Genomic DNA, 17032 nt, shown 5'->3' with positions numbered 1-17032 from the left:
ATGGCAGAAGTCGGAGAAGTGATCGTCGGACTCGACATCGGCACGACCAAGGTCGCCGCGATCATCGGCGAGGTGACCGAGAGCGGGGTCGACATCATCGGCGTCGGGACCTGTCCGTCGGAGGGGCTGCGCCAGGGCGTGGTGGTCAACATCGAGGCGACCACCAACAGCATCGCCCAGGCGATCCAGGAGGCCGAGCAGATGGCGGCCGTCGAGGTCCAGTCGGTGTTCGTCGGCATCGCCGGCGGTCACATCCGCGGCTTTAGCAGCCTCGGCCAGGTCAGCATGCGCAACCGCGAGGTCACCGAGGCCGACGTCGCGCGGGTGATCGAGCAGGCCAAGGCGGTCAACATCCCGCTCGACCGCCAGATCATCCACACCCTGCCGCTCGAGTACATGATCGACGGCCAGGGCCAGATCAAGGACCCGATCGGCATGAGCGGCGTGCGCATGGAGGTCCGCGCCCACGTCATCACCGCCGCCACGACCAGCGTCCAGAACATCATCAAGTGCTGTAACCGCGCCGGCCTCGACGTCGTCGAGGTCGTGCTCCAGCCGCTGGCCTCGGCGATCAGCGTGCTCCACGAGGACGAGCGCGAGCTCGGCGTCGTGCTCATCGACATCGGCGGCGGCACCACCGACCTGACCATCTACTCCGAGGGCACCAACGTGTTCACCTCGGTCATCGTCATGGGCGGCCACCGGATCACCCAGGACGTCGCCCACGGCCTGCACACCAGCGTCGCCGAGGCCGAGGCGATCAAGCGCCGCCACGGCTGCGCGCTCGTCAGCATGATCGAGGGCGACGCGACCGTCGAGGTGGCCGGCGTCGGCCCGCGCCCGCCGCGGGTGTTCCCCCGCCGCTTCCTCGGCGAGGTGATCGAGCCGCGCGTCGAGGAGATCCTGCTGATGGCCCAGGAGGAGCTGCTGAAGTCCGGGATGATGGAGATGGCCGGCTCGGGCATCGTCCTCACCGGCGGCGGCTCGCAGATGGAGGGCATGGTCGAGATCGTCGAGGACGTGTTCCAGATGCCGGTCCGCCGCGGCGTGCCGGTCCACGGGGCCAGCTTCGGCCGCGGCCAGCCGTCGCTGACCGAGGGCGGGTTCGCCCAGGTCATCCAGGACCCCAAGTTCTCGACCGGCGTCGGCCTCGTGCTCTACGGCGCCTCCCACCAGCCGATGGCCGCCGTCGAGGTCCAGCCGCCCCGCGGCGAGCGCCGCCCCGGCCTCGGCAAGCGCTTCGTCGGCTGGATGCGCGACATGTTTTAAAAGGCATGCTCGAAGGAGCATGCGCAGAAGGGCATGTCCCCGGGGACATGCCCTTCAGTACATGGCGACGACGAAGGTGGCCAGGCCGGCGCCGAGGAGGATCACGAGCCCGGCGGTGAGGTCGAGGCCGCGGTCGCCGGGCGGGCCGCGCTGCGGGTCGATGACCTTGGCGTAGGCGCGGACGCGGTGGTAGCCGATGATGGCGACGATGCTGCCGGTGATCAGCAGGGCGGCGCCGGTCCAGCGCGACTGGCCGGCGGCGCGGACCTGGTCGTGGGTGGCCCGGCCGAGGGTGTCGAGGAACACGCCGAGCCGCGCGACCATCAGGCCGAAGCCCATCAGCGCGACCGCGGTGCGCAGCCACGCGAGCAGCGTGCGCTCGTTGGCGAGGCGGGCCTGCAGCAGCGCAGGCTGGACCTTGTCGTCGGGCATGGCGCGGGGAGCTTAGCGCCGCGTCACGAGCGTGCCACGCCCGAGTCACGGGACCGCGACACGGCGGATCGCGCTGCGATCCGCCGGTTCCGTCCGCGCGGCGCGGACGAGCTCGCTGGCGGGTCCTCGCCTCAGTACGTCACGCGCACGCCGAGGACCGGCAAGATCGGCACGCCGATGACCGCGCGCTGGTCGGAGAAGTCGTAGTTGTAGAGCACGCCCTCGGGGTTCTGGCGGTTGTACAGGTTCTGCACGTCGAGGTACGCCGCCACCATCGCCCGCTTGTAGACCCAGGTGCGATCGACGCGGATGTCGAGCTGGTGGAACACCGGCAGGCGGGCGCTGTTGAACGGCCCGTCGAGCGGGCGGATGCCGATGCCCTCTTCGATCTGCGCCCCGATCCGCGGCGTGTACGGCAGGCCCGTGACGACGCGGAAGCGGCCGGCGATCGTCCACCGCCGCGGCAGCTTGTAGCCGAGCAGCAGCACGAGGTTGTGCCGCTGGTCGAAGTCGGCCGGCAGGTCGGGCCGCGGCGTCTTCCACGTGGCGAAGCCGAGCTTCGAGTTCATGAAGGTGTAGGCGACCCAGCCGAACAGGCGGGCCGTCAGGTCGTGGCGCAGCATCGCCTCGACGCCGTAGGTCTCGGTGACGATGTCGGGCACCATCCCGCTGCCCGCCGGGCGCGGCAGGTTGTCGCGCACGTGGCGGTAGAAGACGGTGCCGTCGAAGCCGAGGGTGCTGGTGATGTCGACGTGGAGGTTGGCGCTGAGCTGGGAGGCCCGGGCGGCGCCGACGCGGCCGTGGGGGTCGAACTCGAGCCGCGCGTCGAGGTAGCGCAGCGCGCCGGGCAGGACCAGCGGGCTGTAGCCGGCGATCGAGGTGGTGCCGCCGTAGGGGTTCTCCGAGTTGGAGATGAAGCCCGAGGTCTCCTCGTACTTGCGCTGGCTGGCCTGCGAGTAGAGGCCGGCGCCGAACTGCAGGGTCACGCGGTCGTGGGCGACGACGCGGGCCAGCACGCGCGGGTCGACCGCGAACGCGGCGTTCTCCTTGCCGGTGAACAGGTTGACGCGCAGGCCCGGGAACAGGGTGAAGCGGCCGCCGCCGATCTGCGACGACACGTACACGCCGGTGGTCGACACGACCCCGCGGTCGCTGGTGTCGTAGTTCTCGGAGTCCGGCGGCGCCCACTGCGACGGCTCGACGTGCGTGCGGGTGGTGTAGCGATCGACCTGCGTGTCGAGGCCGAGCGTCAGCAGGAACCGCCGCGACGGGCGGGCGGTCAGCTCGGCGCGCAGCAGGCCGACGACGTCGCTGCGCCGGCGGTACAGCTCGCTCGTCTCGAACACGGTGCGGTCGAGCCGCATCGCCGGCGCGAGCAAGAAGTCCCAGGTGCCGTGGCGCTTGCGGTAGCTGAGGTCGAAGCGGTGAAAGCCGGCGCGCAGGGCGAAGTTCGAGCCGGGGCTGTAGTTCGAGTCGGGGTAGCGGATGTCGTCGGTGGCGCCGAGGATCCGCGCGGTGAGGCTGCCGCCGCGCCCGACCGGGTGGTCGAAGATCAGCTGATAATCGTGGTAGCGCGGGCGGATGAACTCGTCGCCGCGGACGTCCGAGGGCAGGGCCCGGAGCACGAGGTCGAGGTAGCCGCGCTGGGCCGCCATCAGGAACGAGCCCTTGCCGAGCGGGCCCTCGACCAGGCCGCCGACCGAGGTGATGTCGAGCTTGGCGTGGCCGTGCAGGCCGTCGCGCCGGCCGACCCGCGGGGTCATGGTGACCACGCCGGCGACGGCGTTGCCGTAATGGCTGGAGAAGCTGCCGGGGATGTACTGCAGGTCCTGCAGGACGCCGGTCTGGACCACGCTGGCGAGGCCGGGCACGTGGAAGGCGCGCGGCAGCGGGTGCTCGCCGAAGAACACCTGCGATTGATTGGGGGTCGCGCCGCGCAGCACGAGCAGGCCGAGGCCGCCGGGGGCGCGCGCCACTCCGGGCAGGTTCTGCAGCGCGCGCAGCGGGTCGCCCTGGCTGCCCGGCAAGCCCTGGATCTCGTCGGGCGCGAGGCGGGCGCTGTACGGGCTCGGCCGCACGGTCCGCTCCTGCTGGACGATCGTGCGATAGCTGCCGGTGCCCACGGGTTGCAGGTAGATCACCGGCGGCTTGCGCCGGCGCCAGAAGGGGGCGGTGGTCGGCTGCTCGAGGCGCTGATGCTCGGCGGCGACGACCGTGAGGATGAAGTCCTGCGCCGGCAGGTCGGTGAGGATGAACCGGCCGTCCTCGCCCGACACGGCCTCGCGCGTCCACGCCGGCCCGCGGCGGGCGGTGGCGAAGACCTTGGCGCCGGCGACGGGGGTGCGCTCGCCGGCGCTGCGCAAGCTGCCCTGGACGGTCGCCCGCGCGGCGCGCTCGCCGGCCGCGGGCGCGGCCTTCGGCGCCGCCGGAGCGGCGGCGAGGACGACGAGGAGGATCGCCGCGATCATGGGCTCTTGCCGGCGAAGTGCAGGCGGGCCAGGCCCACGCCGGCGCGATCGTCACGGGCCAGGACGTACATCGTCATCGGCTCGGGGTGGTCGGACACGACCCACTCGATGTCGGCCGCGGGGTCCCAGCGGCTGGGCGCGTCGAACTGATCGACGATCGCGGTGAGATGGACCTCGAAGCGGACCTCCTCGCGGCCGTGCCTCAGGTCCGGCGGCTCGGGGCCGTCGGCGTCGGGGTCGATGAGGTCGACGTAGTCCTGCGCGCCGCCGGCGACGAGCAGCGGCAGGACGATGACGCGCTCGCCCGGCTCGACGAACACGGTGTCCTCGGGCTCGGCGAGGACCTCGATCCGCTCGGCGTCCCGCTCGCGCGACACGCGGAAGCCGATGATGTCGGGGTGGGTGTCGGGCGCCTGGAGGACGAACTCGAGCGGCAGCTCGCCGAGCTCCGGGGCGAACGGCAACACGGCCCACAGCGGCCCGGGCACGTGGATGTCGCGGCCGATGAGGCACTGCTCGAGGCCGGCGTGCGGGCTGGTGCGGTAGCGCTCGAGGCAGGTGGCGGACGGGACGTCGGCGGTGCGGCTGCCGATCGCCAGCAGCGACAGGCCGGCGAACTGGTAGCCGAGATTGAGGGTGAAGGCGCCGCCGAAGCCGAAGCGGATCTTGTGGCCCTCGCCGAGCCGGCAGGCCCACGGGACGTCGAACGGCAGCGGCTGCGGGCAGTCGAGGAGCCCGTGGCCGCGGTTGTAGAACGCCTCGATGCAGCCCGGGCGGGTGCATGCCAGCCAGATCGGCGGCTGCACCTCGGTGTCCTCGGCGGCGGCGACCATCCACTCGACCTCGACGGTGTCGAGCGGCAAGGCCGAGGCGCGCTGCTGGCCGGGCGGCACCGCGAGCAGCGTCGAATAGCCGCCGGGCTCGACGACGGTCATGCGCGTGCCGAGCAACCTCGCGTCCTGAATCCACCAATAGGGCTCGAAGGGGATGCAGGCGGCGCCGCACAGGATCGCGGCGCCCAGAGCCAGGGTGCGCATGCAGACCTCACCCTACTCGACGAGGCTCCCGTATGCCACCACGGCGGCTTTGCGCGCTTCTCGCGGCGCGTCAGTCCCAGCGGTCGAGCTTGTAGACGAGGCGCACGCCGCCCTTGCCGGCGACGCGGAAGGTGTAGTCCCAGGTGGTGCCCTTCTGCAGGCAGATCCCGCACGCCTCGGCGTCGTCCTTGCCCTCGACGACGGCGCTCTTGGCGTAAGCCTCGAGGGTGCTGCGGATCTCGTGGTACTCGCTCTTGAGGAACGAAGGGAAAAAGCCGGCGCCGCCGCTGTATTCGAGGTCCTTCGCGCCCTTGAGGATGAAGATGACCTTTTGGCCATGATGCGGGAACTTGGCCGCGTCGCCCCACATCGACGGCTGGTAGGTGACGGCCGTGACCGGGTGGAACTGCCCGGGCTTGAGGTTCCACCGCGCCGGCGCGGAGCCGTTGACGTAGAGGTACCAGGTGACCGGATTGCGCGCGCCCTCGCGGTCCCACTGCACGATCGGCGGCGCGTCGGGGTTCTTGGCGGTCACCAGCCCGAGGTACGAATCGGGCCGGTCGGGGACCAGGAACTCGAGCCCCTCGGCGGTCGGCAGGACGGTGCGCGAGAACTTGTCCCACGTCATCACGGTCGGCGGGACGTCGTGCCACGTGGTCGCGGAGGCCCGCTCGCGCAGGTGCGAGAAGACGCCCCGCTCCTCGCGCGCGGGCTTCTCCGGCGCCGGCGCCGGCACCCACAGCGGGACGATGTCGGACAGGCGCGCGAACCGCCGCTCGAGCGAGCCCGCCGCCCTGAGCTTGGCGACGATCTCCTCGGCGCGCGCGATGTTGCCGGCGCTCGGCGCGGCCGTCGGCCGCTGATAGGCGAGCGGGTGCATCTTGGCGTCGAAGCGGGCCTTGACCGCGTCGAACGACAGCCCCGCGGCGAGGTCCTCGAGCAGGGTGCCGATCATCGTGCTGCGCACCCGCGCGAACCCGACGGGCGCGCTCGCGACGGCCTGCCACACGAGGTTGTCGCGCGCGCGCTGGTTGGCGGTGGCCGCCAGCCGCTCGTGCAGCGCGAGCAACCACGCGGCGACGCTGATGCACACCTCGGAGCGGTAGAGCTTGTCGGTGGTGAGGAGCGCGTGGGCGTGCCGCACCAGCTCGAGCGGGAACTCGGCGAGGCCGCGCAGGAGGGTGTCGCGGTCGACGCGTCGCTCGGCGGCCGCCTGCGAGGCGGTGCGCACCGGCGATTCGGGGTAGAGCTGCGCCGCCGCCGGCTCGAGCGAGAGGTGCCACCAATCGCCGGTGCGCGGCTGGCCCCATTGCGGCCGCGACGACAGGAACACGCCCTCGATCGGCGCGCGCGTGACGGCCTGCGCGAGCGCCGTGACGGCCGCGACGTAAGGCGGAGGCACGCTCGACGGATCCCACAGCACCGAGACGAGCTCGCCGTCGTCGCCGACCCGCACGAGCCCGCCGTACCGCTCGAAGAACCGGCGACAGGCGGCGCAATCGTGCCACTGTCGCAGGTGCTCCGGGACGGCCGCGAGGAAGGTGGCCCACAGCTCGCCGGCCGAGCTGAGGAACAGCGGCACGCGGCCCGCCGCCGTCGCGGCCGCGAAGCGCTCCCTCACGGCGGCGAGCAACCTCCGTCCGTCCTCCTCGCGCTGAATGTCGGAAGCAGTGGTGGCGGCGGTCGGAACAGACATGGTGACGCCAGTCGAAGGTACGCGAAAACACAGGCGCCGAGGGGCGCGGGGAAGCGCGCAGGAACGCCCGGGACGGGCGTGCGCGCGCGGCGCGGGCGGAGCGGCGCTCGCGCTCGCGCGGGGAAAGCGAGGCAGGCGCCAGTTCGCGCGGCCGAAGCCGGAAGCCGGCGCATTGCTGGCAGATCGCATATCGATGCGGCGAGACGCGGCCGAGATTGATGCGACCGCATGAATGAGCCCGATTTACGGCGGACATCCGCGGGAAATCGGCGCGCGACGCCCGCTGCCAATACATTGACATTCTGCCAATGGGATAACCCGATCGCCGCCGCCGGCCCGGGGCTCTGCTAATGCAACGGCGAACCAGGACCGGGCCCGTCACCCACGGGCCTCGTGTACCCCACCCCCGAGGATCTGCCGATGCCGTTCACCCTCCCCGAACTGCCCTACGCCAAGGACGCGCTCGCCCCCCACATCAGCGCCGAGACGCTGGAGTACCACCACGGCAAGCACCACGCCGCGTACGTCAACAACCTGAACAAGCTGCTCGACGGCAAGCCCGAGGCCGAGCTGTCGCTCGAAGAGATCATCCTGCGCAGCGACGGCGGGGTGTTCAACAACGCGGCGCAGGTCTGGAACCACACGTTCTACTGGCACAGCATGCGGCCGAACGGCGGCGGGCGCCCGACGGGCGAGCTGGCCGAGGCGATCGCGCGCGACTTCGGCTCGTTCGAGCGCTTCCGCGAGGAGTTCGCCAACGCCGCGACGACGCAGTTCGGCTCGGGCTGGGCCTGGCTGGTGGTCCAGAACGGCAAGCTCGCGGTCACCAAGACCGGCAACGCCGACCTGCCGCTCAAGCACGGCCAGACGGCGCTGCTGACCATCGACGTGTGGGAGCACGCCTATTACATCGACTACCGCAACGCGCGGCCGAAGTACATCGACACGTTCCTCGACCACCTGGTCAACTGGGACTTCGTCGCCGGCAACCTCCGCGGGCGCTGAGCCGGCATCGCCGTCGATGACGCGCGCGGCGAGGCGGGCGATTGCCGCCCGTCGCGCTGCGTGAAGGTGTCTTGCCGGATTTCCGGGGGGTCGAGCCCGCCGTCGAGGTCGTGCGCGTGGCCGTGCATGCCGCACCCGAGGTTCCGCGGGCCCGGCGAATCGACGTCCGCTCGTGGTTTGTTGCCGTCGATGTAGAAACAGACGCCCTGCACTCGCAAGACGCGTCACCGCAATGTCCGTGTCGATTGCGAATCGAGTGAGCCGGAGCAGGCGATTCGCGGGGGGTATTCCTCGGCGCTCGCACCGATCGTCCCGAGAGCCGGGCACGCACTGCGACGTCGCGTCGCTCGACAGCGAGGCGCGGCTGTGCTGACCTTCGCGCCATGAAGCTCCCGTTCTCGCCCGAACACAATCCACCCGGCGCCGTGATCGGCGATTTTCGCGTGCAGGCCGTGCTGCAGCGCCTGCACGGCGCGGCGGCCGGGCAGCGGCTGCAGATCGTCCGTCGCTTCGTGCCGGCGCTGCTGCGCGGCTCGCTGTTGCGGCGGCGCGCGAGCGCGGCGGAGATGTCCGAGCTCGCCAAGGACCTGTATTTGCCGCTGTCGCCCGAGCAGGGCGCGATGTGCTACCTCGTCGCGCGAGCGCTCGGCGCCCGCAGGATCGTGGAGTTCGGCACGTCGTTCGGGATCTCGACGATCTACTTCGCCGCGGCGGTGCGGGACAACGGCGGAGGGCTCGTGATCGGCACCGAGCTCGTGCCCGAGAAGGTCGCGCAGGCGCGCGCGAACCTCCGGGAGGCCGGGCTCGAGGCGTTCGCGGAGATCCGCGAGGGCGACGCGCTGCAGACGCTGCAGGGGCCGCTGGGCACGATCGACATGGTGCTGCTCGACGGCTGGAAGGACCTGTACCTGCCGGTCATCCGCATGCTCGGCCCGCAGGTCCGTCCCGGCGGCGTGGTCATCGGGGACAACATCTTCACGTTCAAGCGGGACCTCGCGCCGTACGTCGCGTACATGCAAGACCCCGCCAACGGCTTCCGCTCGTCGACGCTCCACCTCGCCGACGGCACCGAATTCTCGGTCCGCGTGTAACCTCGAAGCCTTGGAGGCTGCGCCGAGTCCGGCGCGGCCTGGCCCGCCCGAGCTGCCCATCCCCGAGGCCGTGGCCGCCTCTCCCTTCTGCCTTCACGCTGAGCCGATACCCTGCTGGCTGCCGGGACACGCCTCGAGCGAGGCGACCGGCGTCCAGGCGCGCAGCGGCGTGCCCCGGGCCCGGCAGCCTCTGCAGGCGCGGAGCACGAGCGCCGCAGGTGGCTCGGCATGCGGGGCCGCGGGGCTGCGGGAATGTTGGCGGAACGTAACCGGGAGCCCTGCTCGAAGCCGCGCAATCGCCCTGGAACGGGCCCCGGAGGGGTGTTGCGGGCCTCGCCGGCGGGGCGGCCGGGGGCGACTGTAAAGCGACGGTAATCCGGCGTGCACGGGGTCGGGGGGCGACGAATACCAACATGCGAGCCGGGGTCCTGACCCGCGCGGCGATGGCCGCCCCCGGCACGAGGAGACACACCATGACACGCATCACCAAGGCCGCCTTCCTGTCCCTTTCCCTCCTGTTCGTCGCCTGCGACAAGGAGGAGACCGAGGAGCCCGCCGAGCAGGAGCTCGCGGCGGTCGAAGGCGGGCACCACAAGGGCGGCTTCATGGCCAAGTTCGACGCCGATGGCGACGGCGCGCTCTCCCGCGAGGAGGTCAAGGGCCACCGCTTCGAGGCCAAGTTCGCCGAGCTCGACGCCGACGGCGACGGCAAGCTGACCCGCGAGGAGCTCAAGGCGATCAAGGGCCACCGCGGCCGCGGCGGGCACAAGGACCCGGAGGAGCGCGCGAACAAGCTGCTGGCCAAGTTCGACGCCAACAGCGACGGCGCGCTGTCCCGCGACGAGGTCACCGCGGGCCCGCTGGCCGAGAAGTTCGCCGAGGCCGACGCCGACAGCGACGGCAAGCTCAGCCGCGATGAACTGAAGGCGCTGAAGGGCCGCGGCAAGCACGGCGGCGGGCCCAAGGACCCGGCCGAGCGCGCGGCGATGATGATGGCCAAGCTCGACGTGAACAGCGACAACGCGCTGACGGCCGACGAGGTGGCCGGGCATCACAAGCTGGCCGAGAAGTTCGCCGAGGCCGACAACAACAGCGACGGCAAGCTGAGCCGCGAGGAGCTGGTCGCGTTCAAGCAGGCCCACCACGGCGACAAGCACCGCGGCCCGCGCGGCGAATGAGCGGACCCCCTGCGAAGCCGGGTCAGGCACGCGCCGCTGCCCTCACGGGCGGCGGCGCTTCGCCGTTTCAGGGACGGCCGGCGCGGCCCTGGAGCCCGTTCGACGCGACGCGAGAGCGCGCGCTGTCTCATGATCGGCGCCTGAGCTGTTCAGGGCGGCTGACTCGGCAGTGTGCCTCGGGGAAGCGAACACGGAGGCGCAGCCGTCTCATGATGGGCGGTGCTTCGCGGCGTCGCGGCGGCTGGCTCGGCCGGGCCGTGGGGCGATTGTGCCGCCCAGCGCGGAGGCGCCGCGGTCTCATGATCGGCGGCGCCTGTCTTCTCAGGACGGTCGGCGCCAGGTGGCGATTGGGACATGTCCAGAAGACCCTGTCCCATCGGGCATGTCCTTCGATAGAGCTTCGGCGACGGCCCGGCGAGCGGCGTCGACCTCGGCGAGGATCGCCCGGGCGTGGGCGAGGAAGCGCTCGCCGGCGGGCAGGAGGCGGACGCCGCGCGGGGTGCGGTCGAACAGGCGGGTGCCGAGCTCGTCCTCGAGCTGGCGGATCTGCCGGGTCACGGGCGGCTGGGACACGTGCAGCCGCTGCGCCGCGCGGCCGACGTGCTGCTCCTCGGCGACGGCGACGAAGTAGCTGATCTGGGTCAGGCTCACGCGCCCAGGCTACGCGCCGGCGGCCGCGCGAGGCAAGTGCGCGGCAGCGCCGGCGACCGGGAGCGCCGCGAACTCGCGGCAGCGTCAACAGACCAGGGAGCGCCGCGCGCTCGCGGCAGCGCCGGCAGACCAGGGAGCGCCGCGCGCTCGCGCATGGGTGTCGGCGAATCAGAAAGCGCCGCGCGCTCGCGCATCGGTGACGGCGGAGCAGGGAGCGCCGCGCGCTCGCGCACCGGTGTCGGCGGATCCGGGAGCGCCGCGCGCACGCGCGTCAGCGCCGGCGGACCACGGGGACGCCGCCCCTGGGGCCGATGGTGGCCGCGCGCACGCCCGTGCGGGCCGGCGCGGCGGCGAGCTCGAGCTCGAACTCGAGGACCAGGGTCGACAGCACGACCTTCATCTCGTGGAGCGCGAAGGCGGCGCCGAGGCAGCGCCGCGCGCCGCCGCCGAACGGCAGGTACTCGTGCGGCGGGGGGTGCTTGCCGTCGAGGAAGCGCTGCGGGCGGAAGGCCATGGCCTCCGGGTAGCGCTCCTCGCGGAGGTGGGCGAGCAACAAGCAGGCGCCCAGGCCGGTGCCGGCCGGCAGGAGGTAGCCGCCGAGCTCGAACGGCCGCAGCAGCTTGCGCGAGACCATCGGGATCAACGGGTGCAGCCGCAAGGTCTCGGCGCACACGGCGTCGAGCAGCGGCGACTGGGCGAGGCGGTCGGGATCGCCGGCGAAGGGCCCCAGCTCCTCGCGCAGGCGGCCGAGCAGCTCGGGTCGCCGCAGCAGCTCGTCGACCGCCCACGCCAGCGCGGTGGCGGTGGTCTCGTGGCCGGCGATCACCATCGTGAACAGCTGCTCGACGATCTCCTGCTCGTCCATGGCGGCGCCGGACTCGTCGCGCGCGGCGACCAGCAGGCTCAAGATGTCGTCGCCCGGACGGGCCGGGTCGCGGGCGGCGATCTCCTGGCGCAGGAGCTCGTGGACGCCGCCGAGCAGCCGGCGAAACCGGGCCCACGGACCGAACCCGCCGAACTCGCGCTGCAGGGCGCGGAAGGTGGCGATCAGCGGGCCGAACGCGGCGATCGTGTCGCGCACGCCGCGGGCGCAGGCGGCCATTCGTTCGCCGGTGGAGACGCCGAAGATCGTGCGGATGATGACGTCGAGCGAGATGTCCCGAAAGACATCTTCGATGGGGACCCGGCGGTCGCGCGGCACGGCGGCCAGGTGGGTCCGCGCGCTGTCCCGCATGGCGGCGCCGTAGGCCCGCATGCGCGCGCCGTGGAAGGGCGGCTGCATCAGCTTGCGCGCGCGCCGGTGCGCGGCGCCGTGCTGCAGGAGGACCGAGCCGCGCCCGAGCACCGGGGCCATGGCGTCGGCGGCGAACGGGGCGAAGGTGTCCGGCTCGGCGGAGAAGATGGCGCGAACGGCCTCGGGTGCGCTGGCGACCACGAGCGCGTCGCCGAGGCTCGACAGGGTGAAGAGGTCGCCGTATCGCCGACCCAGGTCGAGGATCGATCCGACCGGGTCGCGCAAGTATCGAAGGGTCTGCCGGATCGCGCCCCTCGGCCCGGGCGGGAGTCGATGCGTGGGCTCGTTCATCGGCATGCACGAGTGTGCCCGCGGGCGGAGGTTCCCGCGAGGGAGCATGCAGGGCGACGCGCGGGCTCGTCGTGGCATTCGCTGCGGTCAATCCCCGCAGGAGAACGCGGTTCGCGAGCGCCGAGCGCGATACCCAAATGGTATTGGACCGGCCGCGGCGGTCCGGCGCAGATTCGCGGCATGTCGGTGACGATCTACGGGCCGCGCGAGATCGCGGCGATCGAGCGCGCGGGGGCGGCGGCGGCGGGGACCCTGGCGTACGTGGCGGAGCGGCTGCGCGCGGGGGTGACGACGGCGCAGATCGACGCGTGGGTGCGCGAGGACACGGCGCGGCGGGGCGGGCGGCCGAGCCAGCTCGGCTATCGCGGGGCGGGGCCGGGGCCGTTTCCGGCGAGCGTGTGTACCAGCCGCAACGAGGTGGTGTGCCACGGGGTGCCGCGGGCCGACGTGGTGCTCGCCGACGGCGATATCGTCAACGTCGACGTGACCACCGAGCTCGACGGGTTCCACGGCGACACGTCGGCGACGTTCTGCATCGGCGCGGTGTCGGAGGAGGCGAAGCGGCTGGTGGCGGCCACGCGGGCGGCCCGCGACGCCGGGATCGCGGCGGTGCGGCCGGGGGCGCGGCTCGGCGACATCGGGGCGGCGATCGTCGAGGTCGCGCGGCGGGGCGGCTACGGGGTGGTCAGCGACTTCGGCGGCCACGGGATCGGCCGCCACATGCACGAGCCGCCCCACGTCGCCCACGTCGGCCGCCCCGGCACGGGGCTGCGCCTGCGCGAGGGGATGGTGTTCACGATCGAGCCGATGCTGACCCTCGGGTCGCCGGAGGTCGAGGTGTTGAAAGATGGCTGGACGGTGGTCACCGCCGATCGCAAGTGGAGCGCCCAGTTCGAACACACGGTGTGCGTGACCGCCGACGGGGCGCGCGTGCTCACCTGAGGCGACGGGCGGACGAAGGCCCGCGGGGCGAGCAGGGCGAAGCGGACATGTCCGCGAGGACAGCCCGGGCCCCGCGGGGCGGCCGGTGAGCGGGGCGAAGGGGACATGTCCCCGAGGACAGCCTCTGCGCACAAGGCCGGCGCGCAGGGTGAAGAGGGCATGTCCCGGACGACAGCTCCTTGCGCTCGGCGCGCATGTCGCAGAGGACATGTCCCGAGGACAGCCTCTTGCGCTCGGCGCGCAGAACGCAGAGGGCAGAGGGCAGAGGGCATGTCCCCGAGGACAGCCGACTGCGCCGGCGCAGCGAGCAGGGGACATGTCCCGGAGGACAGCCTCTCCCGCTCAACCCTGGGTGCGCAGGGCGGTGAGGTCCTTCGTCAGGTTCTTCTGGTGGGCCTCGAGGGTGCCGCCGCCGATCTCGAGCAGCTTGGCGTCGCGCCACAGGCGCTCGACGGGGAACTCCTTGCAGTAGCCGGCGCCGCCCATGACCTGCATCGCGTAGTCGGCGACCTGCTTGCCGACCGGGGCGGCGAACAGCTTGGCGGCGTCCGAGCCGACGCGGTTGCGGACGTCGGGGCCGATGTCGCGGGCGACGTTGTAGACCAGGCACTTGGCGGCCTCGGTCATCGCGTAGCCGTCGGCGAGGTAGCGCTGGATCTGCCCGAAGCGGTTGATGCTCTGGCGGAACGCGTGGCGCTCCTCGGCGTAGCGGACCATGATGTCGACGCAGCGGTCGGCGATGCCGACGCTCATCGCCGCCAGGGTGAGGCGCTCGATCTCGAGGTTGCGCATCATGTGCGTGAGGCCGCTGCCGACCTCGCCGAGGACGTTGGCGCCGGGCACCTTGCAGTCCTCGAACACCAGCTCGGACATGGTCGAGGCGCGCATGCCGAGCTTGTCGATGTGATTGCTGGTGCGGAAGCCGGGGCAGTCGCGGTCGACGACGAACGCGGTGATCCGGCCCTCGACCTTGGCGTAGACGAGGAAGCAGTGGCCCTCGCAGCCGTTGGTGATGTAGGTCTTGCTGCCGTTCAGGACCCAGTCGTCGCCGTCGCGCACGGCGGTGGTGCTCATGCCGAGCACGTCGGTGCCGGCGCCCGGCTCCGTCATGCCCATGCCGGCGACCCACTCGCCCGTCAGCACGCGCGGCAGATAGCGCGACCGCTGCTCGGGGTTCGAGCAGTGGTAGAAGTTGTTGACGAACAGCATCGAGTGGGCCAGGTACGCCAGGGTGAAGCCGGGGTCGTACTTGGCGAGCTCGTGATGGACGATGACGGCCGCGAGGGCGTCCATGCCGGCGCCGCCGTCGGCCTCGGGGATGGTGATGCCGAGCAGGCCGAGGTCGCCGAGGCGACGGAACAGCGGGACGTTGAGCTCACCCTTGTGGTCGTGCAGGGCGGCCTGCGGCTCGACTTCGCGCGCGGCGAAGTCGGCGACCATCTGCCGCAGCATGCGGTGCTCTTCCGTGGGGTTGAACAGCAGGTCCGAGGCGAGTCGCTCCATGTCGAAGCAAAGGGTGGCACCGCTCGGCGCCGGCGCAGAAGCCCGCCGGGCGTGCGATGGCTCATCGCTGCGGCTGCTCACCGGGTTCGGGAGTCGCGCCGCCGGGCGCCTGGCGCAGCGGTTCGACCAGTTTGGCCCGCACGTAGGCCTCGTAGTCGGCGCGCATCGGCAGCTCGAGGTCGGGGGAGATCCGCGGCCGGTCGTCGGCGTCGCGGGTCCACGCGAGCCCGACGCCGCGGCGCTGCCACAGCGGGAGCTCGGCGAAGGGGGTGCCGGCGCGGAACAGCAGCTCGTGACGCGCGTCGGGCCCGAGCCCGGCGAGCGCGGCGGTCGCTTCGCCCTCGCTGCGGCCGGCGGCGCGCAAGGCCCAGTAACAGTGCATGTTGAGGCAATTGCGGGCGGCGTCGTCGGCTCGCCAGCGGAAGTAGTCGACCACGCGATCGACGTCGGGCAGCTCGGCGACGCGGCAATCGAAGCACACGAGCTCGCCGAGCAGCAGGCTGAACCTGGCGCTCGCCTCGCCGGCGAGGATCGAGTGGTATTTGCGCAGCAAGCGGCCGAACGCGCGCTCGCGCGGGTGGAACAGCAGCGAGATCTCGTCGCTCTGCGTGTAGGCGTAAACGACCTGAAAGCCGCACTGCATGAGGTGGCGGGCCGTGTCGATCATCAGGTCGCGCACGCGGACATCGAACGGGCGCGCGAGGTCCGGCAGGCGCTCCTTCGTGAGCTGGCCGAAGCCGCGGCCGTCGAGCCGCGCGACCATGTGAAAGCCCGGCGGGACGCGGCGGTCGCTGGCGGTCTCGAACGGCCGCAGCCGGCCGGCGAGGTCGTCGGACTTCATGGCGCGACCTCCTCGCTCGCCCGGGCATCGTCGTCGCGCCAGGCCTCGATCACGAACTCGCCGGCGTCGTCGATGTACACGTAATGGAGGGCGTCGAAGCCCTCGTCGCGGCGCGGCGGGACCAGACGCGCGGCGGTGCCGAGGACGCCGCGGTCGGGCACGCGCTGGGCGTCGGGCCGCCGGGCGTTGCGCGCCAGCGCCGGGGCGACGCGCGACTGGAAGTAGTAGCCGACGACGACGAAGCCGGCGGCCCGCGCCGGGGCGATGTAGCGGGCGCGCTCGGCGGGGGTCGGGCTGGTGTTGTCGATCACGACCGACTGGCCGCAGCGCAGGCAGGCGTCGAACAGGGTGGCCTCGCGGTGGCGCGTGCGCACGAGGTCGAGGCCGATGCGGAGGTGGCTGTGGAACAGCGTGCGCTGGAAGAAGGTGCTCTTGCCGGCAGCCTGGATCCCGCAAAAGATCACGAGCTCGGGCGGCGGGGCGGCGGTCACGAGGCGGGCCTCCGGTCGGTGCTCTCGAAGATCTTGTCGGCCGACCCCTCGATGAAGCCGCGGAACTGCCGGCCGTCGGGGCCGGGCCAGCGGCGCGCGAACTCGTAATAGCAGGCCGGCACGGCGAAGGTGCCGTCGGTGAACGCGACGTCGACGACGTCGGCGACGGTCGAGGACTGCTCGAGGCCCTGCGCGGGCGAGCCCTTGATCTCGCCGCCGGCGGTGTTGAGGCGCAGGCCGTGGGCCACGAGGAACTCGTCGAGGGCGGCGAGGTCGCTCAGGCGCGCGAGCGCGTGGCACGCGACGGTGAAGTGGTTGGCCCGCCAGCCGAACGCGGCCAGCCAGGCGGCGTACTCGCTCTCGCGCCGCAGCGCCTCGACGTCGGCGTGGGCGACCTGCCACGGCCGGCCGCGCGCGCACAGGTCGGGCGCGGCGAACATGTCCTCGGGGACCTGGGCGAGGAGACTTCGGACCATGTCCTGAAAGCCAGGTGAGAATCGGTCGAGGACGAGCTCGCTGACGAAGACGAGCGGGAGGTGGGGGTCGTCGTGGGCGAAGTGGCGGGCGACGAGCCGCTTCTCGGCGAAGCGGTACGCGCCGGCGGCGCGGTAGCCGGCGCGCACGAACGGGCGCGCGAGGACGTCGATGTCGCAGCGTGAATCCCCCCAGGTGCGCAGGGCGAGGTGGTCGTGGACGACGTGCTCGCCGGCCTCTGCCAGGAGCGCGTCGATCCGCTCGACCTGCGGGTTCAGGGCGGCGTAGTCGCGCCTCAGGCGCTCGAGGAGGTCGTGGAGCTCCACGGGCGCCAGGATAGCGCTTGCGGCGGCGGCGCGGACGCGCCAA

General features: G+C 72.2%; 15 protein-coding genes. 5 read left to right on the top strand and 10 right to left on the bottom strand.

Features of this window, described 5'->3' with window-relative positions:
* On the top strand, positions 1-1269 hold the full coding sequence (gene ftsA, locus NAEX_RS13245; RefSeq protein WP_245913698.1) for a cell division protein FtsA: 1269 nt from the start codon (positions 1-3) through the stop codon (positions 1267-1269).
* A gap of 54 nt (positions 1270-1323) precedes the next feature.
* Here ftsA and NAEX_RS13240 read toward each other — a convergent pair whose 3' ends face one another.
* The 4 genes from NAEX_RS13240 to NAEX_RS13225 all read right to left on the bottom strand — a co-directional run bounded on the left by NAEX_RS13240 (position 1324) and on the right by NAEX_RS13225 (position 6902).
* Complete coding sequence (locus NAEX_RS13240; protein WP_096327867.1) at positions 1324-1701, bottom strand: YidH family protein; 378 nt, start codon at positions 1699-1701, stop codon at positions 1324-1326.
* A gap of 131 nt (positions 1702-1832) precedes the next feature.
* Positions 1833-4169 (bottom strand): TonB-dependent receptor, encoded by a 2337-nt coding sequence (locus NAEX_RS13235; protein ID WP_096327866.1) that lies wholly within the window; start codon positions 4167-4169, stop codon positions 1833-1835.
* Positions 4166-5206 (bottom strand): hypothetical protein, encoded by a 1041-nt coding sequence (locus NAEX_RS13230; protein ID WP_096327865.1) that lies wholly within the window; start codon positions 5204-5206, stop codon positions 4166-4168. The genes NAEX_RS13235 and NAEX_RS13230 overlap by 4 nt, the downstream gene beginning before the upstream one ends.
* Before the next feature lie 70 nt (positions 5207-5276).
* The gene (locus NAEX_RS13225) at positions 5277-6902 is read right to left on the bottom strand and encodes a hypothetical protein (RefSeq protein ID WP_143140688.1); all 1626 of its coding nucleotides are present in this window, start codon (positions 6900-6902) and stop codon (positions 5277-5279) included.
* A 420-nt stretch (positions 6903-7322) separates the two neighbouring features.
* Here NAEX_RS13225 and NAEX_RS13220 point away from each other — a divergent pair, with 420 nt between their 5' ends.
* From NAEX_RS13220 to NAEX_RS13210, 3 genes are all read left to right on the top strand, one after another.
* Entirely contained in the window at positions 7323-7907 is a 585-nt protein-coding gene (locus NAEX_RS13220) for a superoxide dismutase (RefSeq protein ID WP_096333599.1), read from the top strand.
* Between the two features lie 383 nt (positions 7908-8290).
* Positions 8291-8998, top strand: coding sequence for an O-methyltransferase (locus NAEX_RS13215; protein WP_096327863.1), 708 nt, complete (start codon positions 8291-8293; stop codon positions 8996-8998).
* Positions 8999-9471: 473 nt separating this feature from the next.
* A complete protein-coding gene (locus tag NAEX_RS13210) occupies positions 9472-10176 on the top strand; it encodes an EF-hand domain-containing protein (protein WP_170135689.1) in 705 nt (234 codons plus the stop codon).
* A 321-nt stretch (positions 10177-10497) separates the two neighbouring features.
* Here NAEX_RS13210 and NAEX_RS13205 read toward each other — a convergent pair whose 3' ends face one another.
* The gene (locus NAEX_RS13205) at positions 10498-10827 is read right to left on the bottom strand and encodes a LysR family transcriptional regulator (RefSeq protein ID WP_096327861.1); all 330 of its coding nucleotides are present in this window, start codon (positions 10825-10827) and stop codon (positions 10498-10500) included.
* A 271-nt stretch (positions 10828-11098) separates the two neighbouring features.
* Positions 11099-12346 (bottom strand): cytochrome P450, encoded by a 1248-nt coding sequence (locus NAEX_RS13200; RefSeq protein ID WP_170135688.1) that lies wholly within the window; start codon positions 12344-12346, stop codon positions 11099-11101.
* Positions 12347-12592: 246 nt separating this feature from the next.
* Here NAEX_RS13200 and map point away from each other — a divergent pair, with 246 nt between their 5' ends.
* The gene (gene map, locus NAEX_RS13195) at positions 12593-13354 is read left to right on the top strand and encodes a type I methionyl aminopeptidase (protein ID WP_096327859.1); all 762 of its coding nucleotides are present in this window, start codon (positions 12593-12595) and stop codon (positions 13352-13354) included.
* Positions 13355-13696: 342 nt separating this feature from the next.
* Here map and NAEX_RS13190 read toward each other — a convergent pair whose 3' ends face one another.
* The 4 genes from NAEX_RS13190 to NAEX_RS13175 form a co-directional block, all read right to left on the bottom strand.
* Positions 13697-14857 carry an acyl-CoA dehydrogenase family protein gene (locus NAEX_RS13190; RefSeq protein ID WP_096327858.1) on the bottom strand — a complete coding sequence of 387 codons (1161 nt, stop codon included), beginning with the start codon at positions 14855-14857 and terminating at the stop codon, positions 13697-13699.
* A 61-nt stretch (positions 14858-14918) separates the two neighbouring features.
* A complete protein-coding gene (locus tag NAEX_RS13185) occupies positions 14919-15698 on the bottom strand; it encodes a tRNA(His) guanylyltransferase Thg1 family protein (protein WP_096327857.1) in 780 nt (259 codons plus the stop codon).
* Positions 15695-16189, bottom strand: coding sequence for an AAA family ATPase (locus NAEX_RS13180; RefSeq protein WP_096327856.1), 495 nt, complete (start codon positions 16187-16189; stop codon positions 15695-15697). Before NAEX_RS13180 ends, NAEX_RS13185 begins: the two co-directional genes overlap by 4 nt.
* Complete coding sequence (locus NAEX_RS13175; protein ID WP_211302406.1) at positions 16186-16989, bottom strand: DUF1338 domain-containing protein; 804 nt, start codon at positions 16987-16989, stop codon at positions 16186-16188. Before NAEX_RS13175 ends, NAEX_RS13180 begins: the two co-directional genes overlap by 4 nt.
* Positions 16990-17032: the final 43 nt, after the last annotated feature.

The organism is Nannocystis exedens (assembly GCF_002343915.1).
Taxonomy (GTDB): domain Bacteria; phylum Myxococcota_A; class Polyangia; order Nannocystales; family Nannocystaceae; genus Nannocystis; species Nannocystis exedens.
Note: the sequence above shows the minus strand (reverse complement) of the source record. Positions and strands in the feature narration are given on the sequence as shown.